This window comes from Mycolicibacterium flavescens, assembly GCF_001722335.1.
GTDB classification, from domain to species: Bacteria; Actinomycetota; Actinomycetes; order Mycobacteriales; family Mycobacteriaceae; genus Mycobacterium; species Mycobacterium flavescens.
In genome coordinates, this window is sequence record NZ_MIHA01000011.1 from 1 (window position 1) to 12,237 (window position 12,237).

A 12,237-nucleotide genomic window follows, 5' to 3' on the forward strand; every position below is an offset into this window, starting at 1 on the left:
TGTCGCCGCGGGCGGCCAGGGGCGCTACGCGAGCGCCCGCGCCGAACTCGCGCCCCTCTACCGCCGCGCGGGCCGCGACGGCTCGCTGGCATGCAGCACCCAGGCCTCCTTTCTGCGTCAACTCGGCTGGCATGAAGCGGCCCGGCCGTGGGACGGACGCGCGCTCGCGCTCGCCGGGCCCGATCCGGAGGCGTCCGCCGACGCGTTGATCGGGCTCGCCGCCGACGCCCTCGGGGTGGGCCGCTTCGCCGCGTCGGCCAGGGCGCTGGCGCGGGCAGCCGGTCGGGTCGACGATGCCGGCGAGCTCCGGCTGAGGGTGCGTCAGTCGTGGGTGACCGCCGAACTGGCGATGGCGCGCGGGCAGGGGAGCGCCGCGGTCGGCCACGCGGAGCAGGCCGTCGAGCACGCCACGGCCTACGGATCGGCGCGCCACTCGGTCAAGTCCGCGGTGGTGCTGGCCGCCGCGCGGTGCAGCGCCGGCGACCTCGACGGTGCCCGCGCGGTCGCCGATGCGGCCCTCGATGACACGCAGCGGCTCGGAATGGTTCCGCTGCAGTGGGCGTTAGCCTGCTTGCTGACCGACATCGGCAGCGCCCACCATTCGACGCATGCCACGGCGGCGCTGCGCGATGACTGCGCCGAGACGGTGCGTCGACGGGGCGGCGTGTGGTCGGTGCGGTGAGCGGGTCAACGCCGTTCTGAAAGATATTGTTTAGCTGGCCGTCCGTTCCGGGACGCGTCGTTCGTAACGTTGGAGAGATCGCCCACGATGACAATTTCGGGAGAACGTCTCGATGCTGTCGTTGCTGAGGCAGTGGCAGGAAACCGGGACGCGCTCCGGGAGGTGCTGGAGACCATCCGGCCGATCGTTGTTCGGTACTGCCGGGCACGGGTCGGTTCGGCTGAACGAAGTGGGCTTTCAGCAGACGACGTTGCGCAGGAGGTTTGCTTGGCCGCCATCACGGCGCTGCCGCGGTATAAGGATCAGGGACGACCGTTCCTGGCCTTCGTGTACGGCATTGCCGCTCACAAGGTTGCTGACGCGCATCGCGCAGCGGCCAGGAACCGATCCGACCCGACCGACGTCGTGCCGGAGCGGTTTTCGCTGGACGCCGGTCCTGAGCAGATGGCCCTCGACTCGGAGGCCTCGGCGCGGATGAAGAAGCTGCTCGCCGTGCTGCCCGAGAAACAGCGCGAGATCCTGATCCTGCGCGTGGTGGTCGGCATGAGCGCCGAAGAGACCGCCGAGGCGGTCGGCAGCACCGCCGGCGCCGTGCGGGTCGCCCAGCACCGTGCGTTGGCGCGGCTCAAGTCCGAGATCGTGGCGACGGGGCGTGACCATGCCTGACTTCGGACGCTGGACTTCCAACGGCGGCGACCCGTCGCTCAACGAGATCAACCGCACCGACCGGTTCCTCGACTCGCTGGCCTACCAGCAGCCGGTGTATTCGACCGATCCCGGCGAGGCTGAACTGGCGTACCTGCTGGCCGGGTGGCGCGACGAGGTCCGCGAAGCGCCGCTGACCGCGACGGTGACACCGCGCGACGCGGTGCTGGCACTGGACCGCGCCGCAGCGTCGCGTCGGCGCAACCGCTTCACGTTGGCGGTGGTCGGCTCGACCGCCGCGGCGGTGCTGTGTCTCGGCGGCGTCGGCGCGGTGGTCGCCGGTTCCGGACCGGGCGACGCCCTCTACGGGCTGCGCACGATGCTGTTCGGTGAGCAGAACAACGCCCGCGACGACGCCGTCGTCCTCGCCGCCCAGACCCAGATGGCCGAGGTGCAGCAGCTGATCGACCAGGGGCAGTGGCAGGCGGCCCAGGACAAGCTCGAGACGCTGACCACCACGGTTGCCACCGTCGGCGACACCGATCGCAAGGAAGAACTCGTCACGCAGTGGCAGGAGTTGACGGTCAAGGTCGAGGCGCAGGATCCCGCGGCGACCGTGCCGCCGGGCGCCCCGCTGCCGACGTTCCCGGACATCCCGGTGACCGTGCTCCAGACGCCGCCGTCGGATCTGACGACGACGACGCCGCCGTCTGAGACAACACCGCCGAGCGAGACGACGTCACCGTCGGAGACCACGCCGCCCTCGGAGACGACACCACCGAGTGAACCGTCGCCGTCGCCGTCTCAGATACCGACCCCGTCTCAGATACCGACCCCGTCCCAGATACCGACGCCGTCCCAGATTCCGACCCCGTCTCAGATACCGACGCCGACGCGGTCGACCTCGCAAGCGCCGACGCTTTTGCCGACCACGGCCGCGCCGACGCCGTCGGCCAGCGCACCGCTGCCGAGCCCGACCAGCATTCCGCGGACGACGGCCACCACACCGCTGCCGACGCCGACAACCACGGCGTCAGTGGTGCAGCAGGAAAGTGAGGCGCCGGTGCAGGCGCCCACGTCAGAACGGCCCGTTCAGCAGGCGCCGGTCACCACGACGGTCGTGGTGCCCGAGCCCGACGACGAGCCCAGCTGAGAATCAGTGAGTCAGCGGTAGCCGTCGGTCTCCGACGTCGCCTCATTCAGTGAGGCGTCGGCGTATCCGCGGCAGTAATCCCACGTCACATAGGCGTCGGGTTCCGGGTCGTAAGCCGGCTCGTGCGGACGAACCGTGCCGTCGACCAGCAGCTGTAGCAGGTTGGCGCGCAGCATGTCCCAGTCGTGGTAGTGGTCCTGCTGGCATTCGTCACAGCAGACCACCAGGCCCCGGATGCCCTTGTGGGCCAGCAGCGCCTCGTACACCGCGAGATCGGCGAGATCGGCCTCGACCGCGGTCCGCTCCTGCGGGTCCAGCGGCTGGCCGGGCTCGAGCGCGTCCAGCGCGGCCGAAGGGTCGCACGGGTCATCGGCGAACGGGTCGGGTGGCAAACCCGGCGGCAGGTGATCTCGCACGGGTCCCACCCTACGCAGCGGGGCTGGGATCGCGCTAGCCGTTAGTCGCCACCGGCGGGCCGTGTCGCCCCGGCGGCAAAACGCGCCACCGAATAGTTAGCAGCGTCATGGCCCGTGACACCGGCCGGCAAGGCCGCAGCCGATAGGATGAGTTCCTAGCTCGACGCCTGTGTTCGGCTGCGTTTGTTACTGGAGGCCCGCCTTGTCGATACCCACATCGACACCCACGTCGACCGGCGAAAACAACATCACGTTCACGGTGCCGGTGCCGACCGGCGGCGACGATCCGACGAAGGTCGCCATGCTCGGCCTCACCTTCGACGATGTGCTGCTGCTGCCGGCCGCGTCCGACGTCGTGCCCGCGACCGCCGACACCTCGAGCCAGCTGACCCGCAGGATCCGGCTCAAGGTGCCGCTCGTCAGCTCCGCGATGGACACCGTCACCGAGGCCCGCATGGCGATCGCCATGGCCCGCGCCGGCGGGATGGGCGTACTGCACCGCAACCTGCCGGTGGCCGAGCAGGCCGGTCAGGTGGAGACCGTCAAACGCTCAGAAGCCGGGATGGTCACCGATCCGGTCACCTGCTCGCCGGACAACACGCTGGCCGAGGTCGACGCGATGTGCGCGCGGTTCCGCATCTCGGGCCTGCCGGTCGTCGACGACACCGGAGAACTGGTCGGCATCATCACCAACCGCGACATGCGTTTCGAGGTCGACCAGTCCAAGCCGGTCTCCGAGGTGATGACCAAGGCCCCGCTGATCACCGCGCGCGAAGGGGTCTCCGCCGAGGCCGCGCTGGGCCTGCTGCGGCGCCACAAGATCGAGAAGCTGCCGATCGTCGACGGCCACGGCAAGCTCACCGGGCTGATCACCGTCAAGGACTTCGTCAAGACCGAGCAGTTCCCGCTGTCCACCAAGGACTCCGACGGCCGTCTGCTGGTCGGCGCGGCGGTCGGGGTCGGCGACGACGCCTGGACCCGCGCCATGACGCTGGTCGATGCGGGCGTCGACGTGCTCGTCGTCGACACCGCGCACGCGCACAACCGCGGCGTGCTGGACATGGTGAGCCGCGTGAAAGCCGCCGTCGGCGAGCGCGTCGAGGTGATCGGCGGCAACATCGCGACGCGCGCCGCGGCCGCCGCGCTCGTGCAGGCCGGCGCGGACGCGGTGAAGGTCGGCGTCGGGCCGGGCTCGATCTGCACCACCCGGGTGGTCGCCGGTGTCGGCGCACCGCAGATCACCGCGATCCTCGAGGCCGTCGCCGCGTGCGCTCCCTCGGGTGTCCCGGTGATCGCCGACGGCGGTCTGCAGTACTCCGGTGACATCGCCAAGGCGCTGGCCGCCGGCGCCTCGACCGCGATGCTGGGCTCGCTGCTGGCCGGCACCGCCGAGTCGCCGGGCGAGCTGATCCTGGTCAACGGCAAGCAGTTCAAGAGCTACCGCGGCATGGGGTCGCTGGGCGCGATGCAGGGCCGCAACGCAGCCGGCGCGGTGCGCGGTTCCTACTCCAAGGACCGCTACTTCCAGGACGACGTGCTCAGCGAGGACAAGCTCGTGCCCGAAGGCATCGAGGGGCGGGTGCCGTACCGCGGTCCGCTCGCGACGGTCATCCACCAGCTCACCGGCGGTCTGCGCGCGGCCATGGGCTACACCGGGTCGGCGACCATCGAGCAGTTGCAACAAGCGCAGTTCGTCCAGATCACCGCGGCCGGTCTCAAGGAAAGCCATCCGCACGACATCACGATGACCGTCGAGGCACCGAACTACACCACCCGCTGACCGGGTGCTGTGCCGGTGAGCGCCTGCTCAAAGAGGAGATAAACGGGCCGTGCGAGACATGGTTGAGATCGGCATGGGCAGAACCGCCCGCCGCACATACGAACTCGACGACATCAACATCGTGCCGTCGCGCCGCACCCGGTCGTCGAAGGACGTCTCGACCGCGTGGCAACTCGACGCGTACCGCTTCGAGATCCCGGTCGTCGCACACCCGACCGACGCGCTGGTCTCGCCGGAGTTCGCGATCGAGATGGGCAAGCTGGGCGGGCTCGGCGTGCTCAACGGTGAAGGCCTGATCGGCAGGCACGCCGACGTCGAGGCCAAAATCGCCCAGGTGATCGAGACCGCGGAGAAGGAACCCGAGTCCGCGGCGGCCACCCGTCTGCTGCAGCAGTTGCACGCCGCGCCACTGGATCCGGATCTGCTCGGCGCGGCCGTCGCCCGGATCCGCGAGGCCGGGGTCACCACCGCCGTGCGGGTCAGCCCGCAGAACGCGCAGGCGTTGACGCCGACCCTGCTCGCCGCCGGCATCGACCTGCTGGTCATCCAGGGCACGATCATCTCCGCCGAACGCGTCGCGAACGACGGTGAGCCGCTGAACCTCAAGACGTTCATCTCCGAACTCGACATCCCGGTCGTCGCGGGCGGCGTGCTCGACCACCGCACCGCGCTGCACCTGATGCGCACCGGCGCCGCCGGCGTCATCGTCGGCTACGGCTCCACGTCCGGGGTGACGACGTCCGACGAGGTGCTCGGCATCAGCGTGCCGATGGCCACCGCGATCGCCGACGCCGCCGCCGCCCGGCGCGAATACCTCGACGAGACCGGCGGGCGCTACGTGCACGTGCTGGCCGACGGCGACATGCACACCTCCGGCGATCTGGCCAAGGCCATCGCCTGCGGCGCCGACGCGGTGGTGCTGGGCACGCCGCTGGCCACCTCGGCCGAGGCGCTGGGCAACGGCTGGTTCTGGCCGGCCGCCGCGGCGCATCCGTCGCTGCCGCGCGGCGCGTTCCTGCAGGTGGCGTTCGGTGAGCGGCCGTCGCTGCAGCAGGTGCTCGACGGGCCGTCCGACGACCCGTACGGGTCGCTGAACCTGGTCGGCGGGCTGCGCCGCTCGATGGCCAAGGCCGGCTACTGCGACCTCAAGGAGTTCCAGAAGGTCGGGCTGACCGTCGGAAGCTGAGAGTCCTTCCGCGAGCAGACGCAGAATCGCGCTGTCGGGGCGATTTCCGTGCGACTCTGCGTCTGCTCGCGATGAAAACCGCACACCAGGCGCTTTACAAGTTAGGCGGCCCTGTCTAGAAGTTACCGCCGGGTAACGCCATACTGGGGGCCATGAAGCCTGACTACGACGTTCTCGTGATCGGTTCGGGGTTCGGCGGCAGCGTCAGCGCGCTGCGGCTCACCGAGAAGGGCTACCGCGTCGGCGTGCTCGAGGCCGGGCGGCGGTTCGACGACGAGGACTTCGCCAAGACCTCCTGGAACCTGCGCAAGTTCCTGTGGGCGCCACGCCTCGGGATGTTCGGGATTCAGCGAATCCACCTGCTGCGCAACGTGATGATCCTGGCCGGCGCCGGTGTGGGCGGCGGATCGCTGAACTACGCCAACACCCTCTACGTACCACCGGACCCGTTCTTCAACGACCCGCAGTGGAAAGACATCACCGACTGGCGCGGCGAGTTGATGCCGCACTACGACCAGGCGCAGCGCATGCTCGGCGTCGTCACCAACCCGACGTTCACCGACGCCGACCGCGTCGTCAAGGAGGTCGCCGACGAGATGGGTGTCGGTGACACGTTCGTGCCCACACCGGTCGGCGTGTTCTTCGGGCCCGACGGCACCAAGGCCCCCGGAAAGACCGTGCCCGACCCGTACTTCGGCGGTGCCGGGCCCGAACGCACCGGATGCATCGAATGCGGGGCGTGCATGACCGGCTGCCGCTACGGCGCCAAGAACACCCTTCTCAAGAACTACCTCGGACTGGCCGAACGCCATGGCGCCGAGGTGATTCCGATGACCACCGTGACCAGCTTCGAGCAGCGCGCCGACGGGCTGTGGGAGGTCCGCACCGCGAAAACCGGCGCGTGGGTGCGGCGTCGGCGCCGGACGTTCACCGCCAGCCACGTGGTGCTGGCGGCCGGAACCTGGGGCACCCAGCGTCTGCTGTTCAACATGCGCGATGCGGGCAAGCTGTCCAAGCTGTCCGACAAACTCGGCGTGCTGACCCGCACCAACTCCGAATCCATCGTCGGGGCAGGGCGTTTCGAGGTGTCCGACGACCTCGACCTGACGCACGGCGTGGCGATCACGTCGTCGATCCACCCGACACCGGACACCCACATCGAACCCGTGCGTTACGGCAAGGGCTCCAACGCGATGGGGCTGCTGCAGACGCTGATGACCGACGGCGACGGACCCGAGGGCGCCGGGATTCCGCGCTGGAAACAGCTGTTCGTCAACGCTCGCCACGATCCGCGCGGCACCCTGCGGCTGCTCAACGTGCGGCGGTGGAGCGAACGCACGCTGATCGCGCTGGTGATGCAGCACCTCGACAACTCGATCACCACGTTCACCCGCCGCAACCGGTTGGGCATCCGGCGGTTCTCCAGCAGGCAGGGCCACGGCGCGCCGAACCCCACCTGGATCCCGGTCGGCAACGAGGTGACCCGCCGCATCGCCAAGAAGATCGACGGCGTCGCCGGCGGCACCTGGGGCGAACTGTTCAACATCCCGCTCACCGCGCACTTCCTCGGCGGCGCCGCGATCGGCGACAGCCCCGAGCACGGCGTCATCGACCCGTACCACCGCGTCTACGGGTACCCGACGCTGTCGGTGCACGACGGCGCCGCGATCTCGGCCAATCTCGGTGTGAACCCGTCGCTTTCGATCACCGCCCAGGCCGAGCGGGCGACATCGCTGTGGCCGAACAAGGGCGAGCAGGACCTGCGGCCCGCGCAGGGCGAGGCGTACCGCCGCTTGGCGCCGGTGGCGCCCGAGCACCCGGTGGTACCCGCCGACGCGCCTGCCGCGCTGCGCCGGTTGCCGATCGAACCGGTCAGCACCGCCGGTTGAAACGCGCTCATGCGGGTACCCCCACCTGCGCTCGGACCGCCCGTGTCGTCGAGCAGAGGAGGAGCGGTATGCGCACCGCGTATCAGGAACAGCTGTCGGAGTTGTCTGACCGGCTGGGAGAGATGTGCGGGTTGGCGGTGGTCGCCATGGAGCGTGCGACGCGCGCGCTTCTCGACGCGGATCTGACGCTGGCCGAGCAGGTCATCGCCGACCACGAGTACATCGTCGCGCTGAACCGGCAGGTCGAGCAGCACGCGTTGCGCATCCTCGCGTTACAGCAACCCGTGGCCACTGACCTGCGCACGGTCGTCGGCTCGATCCACATCGCCGCCGACATCGACCGGATGGGCGCGCTGGCCGTGCACGTCGCCGGCATCTCGCGGCTGCGGCACCCGGACTGCGCACTGCCCGCCGACGTGCGCGCCAGTTTCGCCGAGATGGGCGCCCGCGCGGTGCAGCTGGCGGCGACGGCGCGCGAGGTGCTGCTGACCCGAGACCCGGACAAGGCGGCGCGGCTGCGCGAGGAGGACGACGCCGTCGACGCCGAGCACCGGCACCTGTTCACGCTGCTGATCGACCACAAATGGCAGACCGGGGTGTGCTCGGCGGTCGACGTGGCGCTGCTGAGCCGCTACTACGAACGGTTCGCCGACCACGCCGTCGAGATCGGCAAGCGGGTGATCTTCGAGGCCACCGGCGGCCTCCCGCTGCACAAGCAGATGGTCTGAGACCGACGCGCCGACCTCACATCCGCCGTCGCCCCAGCGGTTCCCGGCACGGCGGCTGCGGCGGCGGCGCCAGCAGCGGTTCGCACCGGTTCACCGGAACCGTCGTGGGCTGCCGCGAGTTCAGTTCGAGCTCCTCGTCGCCGTGCCGGATCATCAGGCACGCGTCGGGACCGTCACGCAGCGTGTAGGTGACGTCGTCGTGGTTGACGTCGACCGTCAACCGGAAGTTGCGCCAGCGCAACCGGAACCGCAACCGGGAGATACCGCTGGGCAGGCTGGGGTTGAGCTTGAGCACCCCCTCGTCGTCGCGCAGCCCGCCGAAACCGGCCACCAGCGCTGCCCACGCGCCGGCCAGCGAAGCCATGTGCAGCCCGTCGCGGGTGTTGTGGTGCAGGTCGCGCAGATCGATCATCGCGGCCTCGTAGGTGTATTCGTGGGCCAGTTCGAGATGGCCCACCTCCGCGCACATCACGGCCTGCGTGCACGCCGACAGCGACGAGTCCCGCGTGGTGCGCCGCTCGTAGTAGTCGACGTTGCGGGCCTTCTGCTCGGCGGTGAACGCGTGGCCCTGCCAGTGCATCGCCAACACCAGGTCGGCCTGTTTGACCACCTGCGCGGGATAGAGCCGGACATAGGGTTCGTTCAGCAGCAGCGGGTAGACGGTGTTGTCGACGAAGTCCCACTCGCGCAGCGTGGTGAACCCCTCGGACTGCGGGTGCACACCCAGTTCCTCGTCGAACGGGATGTGCGCGGCGTCGGCGGCGTCGCGCCAGGCGGCCATCTCCTCGCTGGTGACGCCCATCGCCGCCGCGGCGTCGACGTGCCGGCCGCACGCGTTCGCGGCCGCGCGCAGATTGGCCGCTGCCATCAGGTTGGTGAACACGTTGTCGCGCACCACGGCCGTGTACTCGTCGGGTCCGGTCACGCCGTCGATGTGCCACACGCCGTGCCGGTCGTGCTGGCCCAGCGACAGCCACAACCGGGCGGTTTCGACGAGGACCCGCAGCCCGCATTCGGCGTCCAGTGAGTCGTCGCCGGTCACGATGCGGTACCGCTCGAAAGCCATGGCGATGTCGGCGTTCACGTGGAACGCGGCGGTCCCCGCCGGCCAGTACGCCGAGCACTCCTCACCGCGGATCGTGCGCCACGGAAATGCCGCGCCCTTCAGGTCGAGTTGCGCGGCACGCTCTTTGGCCATCGGCAGGATCGAGGCGCGCCATCGCAGCGCGTCGGCGGCCGCGGCCGGTTCGGTGTAGGTCAGTAGCGGCAGCACGAAACCCTCGGTGTCCCAGAAGGTGTGGCCGTCGTAGCCGGTTCCGGTCAGCCCCTTGCCCGGGATGGCCCGGCGTTCGGCGCGCGCGCTGGCCTGCAGCACCTGGAACAGGGCGAACCGCACCGCCTGCTGAATGGCGTTGTCGCCCTCCACTTCGACGTCGGCGCCGTCCCAGAAGTCGTCGAGGTATTCGCGCTGGGCGTCGAGCAGGCCCTGCCACCCCGTGTAACGGGCGCTGCTGAGCGCGGCGGCGGCCTGATCGCGCAGCGCCGGCCGCGACCGCAGGCTCGACCAGCCGTAGGCGAGGTACTTGACGATCCGCAGCCGCTGACCGGGACGCAGCCCGCAGATCACGGTGGTGGTGGCCCAGTCCATTCCGGAACCGGTGGTCACCTCGACGCGGCCGGGCACCTCGACGTCGTGGTCCATCGCCGCGGCCATCATCAGGTTGCTTGCCCTGGTGCGGTGCAGCAGGATCGCTCCGCGGTCGGAGTTCTCGTGCTGCACCGGATCCAGTGGCTTGTCGAGCACCGCGGCCACCCGCGGGTCGTTCGACGACTGCGGCAGTTGCTCGTTGGCGACCAGTTCGGACTGCACGGTCACCCGGACGAACTCGTCCTGCGCCTCGACGACATACTCGATGGCCGCGACGCTGCGCTGGGTGAGCGAGACCAGTCGGGTGGAGATGACTTTGATCCGCTTGCCCGCCGGCGACTCCCACAGCGCGGTGCGTTTGAGCGTGCCGGAGCGGAAGTCGAGGACGCGCTCGTGCTCGTGTAGCGAACCGTAACGGACGTCGAAGGGTTCGTCGTCGACCAGCAGGCGCATCAGCTTGCCGTTGGTGACGTTGACGACGGTCTGCCCGTCCTCGGGGTAGCCGTATCCCGCTTCGGCGTACGGCAGCGGACGCACTTCGTAGAAGGAGTTGAGGTAGGTGCCCGGCTGGCCGTGCGGTTCGCCTTCGTCGAGGTTTCCGCGAAACCCGATGTGGCCGTTGGATTGCGCGAACAACGATTCCGATTGCGCGAGGATGTCCAGGTTCAGCGACGCTTCCCGCAGCCGCCACGGTTCGATCGGGAACACGGTGTCGTCGATCATCGGAGCAGCTCCGCCAGGTCGGTTACGACGATGTCAGCGCCGTTGTCCCGCAACGCATCCGCGTGGCCGGCCCGGTCGACGCCGACGACCAGGCCGAAATCGCCTGCCCGTCCCGCGGCCACCCCCGACAGCGCGTCCTCGAACACCGCGCCCTGGGCGGGCGGCACGCCGAGCAGCTCGGCGGCGCGTAGGAACGAATCGGGGGCGGGCTTGCCTGCGATGTTCTCCTCGCGCAGCACGACGCCGTCGACGCGGTGCGCCACGAAGTGGTCGAGGCCGGTCAGCTCGAGGACCTCGCGGGTGTTGGCGCTCGAGGACACCACCGCGACGCCGAGGCCGGCGGCCGCCACAGCTTCCAGATAACGCCGCGACCCCTCGAACACGTCGACGCCGTCGCTGTGCAGGACGTCGGTGAACAGCCTGTTCTTGCGGTTGCCCAGACCGTGGACGCTTTCGGTCTGCGGGTCGTCGTCCGGGCCGCCCTCCGGCAGGTCGATGCCGCGGCTGGTCAGAAACGACCGCACCCCGTCCTCGCGCTTCTTGCCGTCGACATAGGTCAGGTAGTCGGCGTCGATGTCGAATTCGGTGAACGCCTCGCCGGTGCGTTCGGCGCGTCGTCGCAGGAATTCGTCGAACATGGTCTTCCACGCCTTCTTGTGCACGCTGGCCGTGTCGGTCAGCACGCCGTCGAGATCGAACAGGGTGGCGCGAATCTGCTCGGGTAGACCGAGTCGGCGGTTTGGTTCATCGTCTGCAGGCACATCTCACCCATTCCCGTTATGGTGCGCGGGCATACTTGCGCTTCGACGAACATACCTGCCGCGGTTTGCCGAATAGCTGCACTCTTGAAACAGGTGCTGCGGGACAACGCATTTCGAGCCTCGATGTCAGCGAATTTCTTCCACATTCCGGCTGGTCATGTCTGGGCTGCGGTAACGCCCGCCGACGATGAGCGAAATCCGCGCGCACAGCAAACCGGTGGCTTATATTGAGCGGGCTCAGGCACCTCGAGACAAGGGGACACCGATGACGTATCCGCCACCGCCACCACCGCCGCCGCAGGGGTACGGGTACGGGCCGCCGCCGGGTGTTCCCCCGCAGCAACCCGACAGCAATCTGGTGTGGGGCATTCTGGTCACGGTGTTGTGCTGCCTGCCATTTGGCATCGTCTCGATCATCAACGCGGCGAAGGTGTCCGGGCTGTGGGGGCAGGGGCAGTACGCGCAGGCGCAGAAGGCCGCCGACGACGCCAAGAAATGGGCGATCTGGGGTGCCATCGCCGGCGTCGTCGTCATCGTCATCTACGGCGTCGTCGGGCTCGCCGGGGGTGGGCTCGCATACATGTGACGACCGTGCGTTCGCTCACCGCGCTGCAGAGGTGAGCCCG

General features: G+C 69.3%; 11 protein-coding genes. 8 read left to right on the forward strand and 3 right to left on the reverse strand.

The features are described from left to right. The 3 genes from BHQ18_RS15745 to BHQ18_RS15755 form a co-directional block, all read left to right on the forward strand. Positions 1 to 682: hypothetical protein (locus BHQ18_RS15745; RefSeq protein WP_069414577.1), on the forward strand; the 682-nt coding region annotated here is incomplete at its 5' end. Positions 683 to 769: 87 nt separating this feature from the next. After that, positions 770 to 1,348, forward strand: coding sequence for a sigma-70 family RNA polymerase sigma factor (locus tag BHQ18_RS15750; RefSeq protein ID WP_069414578.1), 579 nt, complete (start codon positions 770 to 772; stop codon positions 1,346 to 1,348). Beyond that, positions 1,341 to 2,480 carry an anti-sigma-D factor RsdA gene (locus BHQ18_RS15755; protein WP_069414719.1) on the forward strand — a complete coding sequence of 380 codons (1,140 nt, stop codon included), beginning with the start codon at positions 1,341 to 1,343 and terminating at the stop codon, positions 2,478 to 2,480. The genes BHQ18_RS15750 and BHQ18_RS15755 overlap by 8 nt, the downstream gene beginning before the upstream one ends. An 11-nt stretch (positions 2,481 to 2,491) precedes the next feature. On the opposite strand, the gene BHQ18_RS15760 is transcribed toward BHQ18_RS15755, so the two are convergent. Next, positions 2,492 to 2,896: a DUF5319 domain-containing protein gene (locus BHQ18_RS15760; protein WP_067226169.1), complete on the reverse strand. Its 405-nt coding sequence runs from the start codon at positions 2,894 to 2,896 to the stop codon at positions 2,492 to 2,494. 301 nt (positions 2,897 to 3,197) lie between these two features. Here BHQ18_RS15760 and guaB point away from each other — a divergent pair, with 301 nt between their 5' ends. The 4 genes from guaB to phoU all read left to right on the forward strand — a co-directional run bounded on the left by guaB (position 3,198) and on the right by phoU (position 8,479). Next, positions 3,198 to 4,676, forward strand: coding sequence for an IMP dehydrogenase (gene guaB / locus BHQ18_RS15765; RefSeq protein ID WP_234794199.1), 1,479 nt, complete (start codon positions 3,198 to 3,200; stop codon positions 4,674 to 4,676). 58 nt (positions 4,677 to 4,734) lie between these two features. Beyond that, complete coding sequence (locus BHQ18_RS15770; protein ID WP_109789310.1) at positions 4,735 to 5,862, forward strand: GuaB3 family IMP dehydrogenase-related protein; 1,128 nt, start codon at positions 4,735 to 4,737, stop codon at positions 5,860 to 5,862. A gap of 152 nt (positions 5,863 to 6,014) precedes the next feature. After that, on the forward strand, positions 6,015 to 7,751 hold the full coding sequence (locus tag BHQ18_RS15775; RefSeq protein WP_069414580.1) for a GMC oxidoreductase: 1,737 nt from the start codon (positions 6,015 to 6,017) through the stop codon (positions 7,749 to 7,751). Between the two features lie 68 nt (positions 7,752 to 7,819). Then, positions 7,820 to 8,479: a phosphate signaling complex protein PhoU gene (gene phoU / locus BHQ18_RS15780; RefSeq protein ID WP_069414581.1), complete on the forward strand. Its 660-nt coding sequence runs from the start codon at positions 7,820 to 7,822 to the stop codon at positions 8,477 to 8,479. Positions 8,480 to 8,495: 16 nt separating this feature from the next. On the opposite strand, the gene BHQ18_RS15785 is transcribed toward phoU, so the two are convergent. Further along, complete coding sequence (locus BHQ18_RS15785; RefSeq protein WP_069414582.1) at positions 8,496 to 10,850, reverse strand: glycoside hydrolase family 65 protein; 2,355 nt, start codon at positions 10,848 to 10,850, stop codon at positions 8,496 to 8,498. Continuing rightward, positions 10,847 to 11,611 (reverse strand): beta-phosphoglucomutase family hydrolase, encoded by a 765-nt coding sequence (locus BHQ18_RS15790; protein ID WP_084294100.1) that lies wholly within the window; start codon positions 11,609 to 11,611, stop codon positions 10,847 to 10,849. Before BHQ18_RS15790 ends, BHQ18_RS15785 begins: the two co-directional genes overlap by 4 nt. Positions 11,612 to 11,876: 265 nt before the next feature. Here BHQ18_RS15790 and BHQ18_RS15795 point away from each other — a divergent pair, with 265 nt between their 5' ends. Next, entirely contained in the window at positions 11,877 to 12,197 is a 321-nt protein-coding gene (locus tag BHQ18_RS15795) for a CD225/dispanin family protein (RefSeq protein WP_069414583.1), read from the forward strand. The last annotated feature ends 40 nt before the right edge of the window (positions 12,198 to 12,237 follow it).

Bases quoted from the DNA above. Each gene is read 5' to 3' on its own strand.
- BHQ18_RS15750 (WP_069414578.1), top strand. From the start codon at position 770: ATGACAATTTCGGGAGAACGTCTCGATGCTGTCGTTGCTGAGGCAGTG.
- BHQ18_RS15755 (WP_069414719.1), top strand. From the start codon at position 1,341: ATGCCTGACTTCGGACGCTGGACTTCCAACGGCGGCGACCCGTCGCTC.
- guaB (WP_234794199.1), top strand. From the start codon at position 3,198: ATGCTCGGCCTCACCTTCGACGATGTGCTGCTGCTGCCGGCCGCGTCC.
- BHQ18_RS15770 (WP_109789310.1), top strand. From the start codon at position 4,735: ATGGTTGAGATCGGCATGGGCAGAACCGCCCGCCGCACATACGAACTC.
- BHQ18_RS15775 (WP_069414580.1), top strand. From the start codon at position 6,015: ATGAAGCCTGACTACGACGTTCTCGTGATCGGTTCGGGGTTCGGCGGC.
- phoU (WP_069414581.1), top strand. From the start codon at position 7,820: ATGCGCACCGCGTATCAGGAACAGCTGTCGGAGTTGTCTGACCGGCTG.
- BHQ18_RS15785 (WP_069414582.1), bottom strand. From the start codon at position 10,850: ATGATCGACGACACCGTGTTCCCGATCGAACCGTGGCGGCTGCGGGAA.
- BHQ18_RS15795 (WP_069414583.1), top strand. From the start codon at position 11,877: ATGACGTATCCGCCACCGCCACCACCGCCGCCGCAGGGGTACGGGTAC.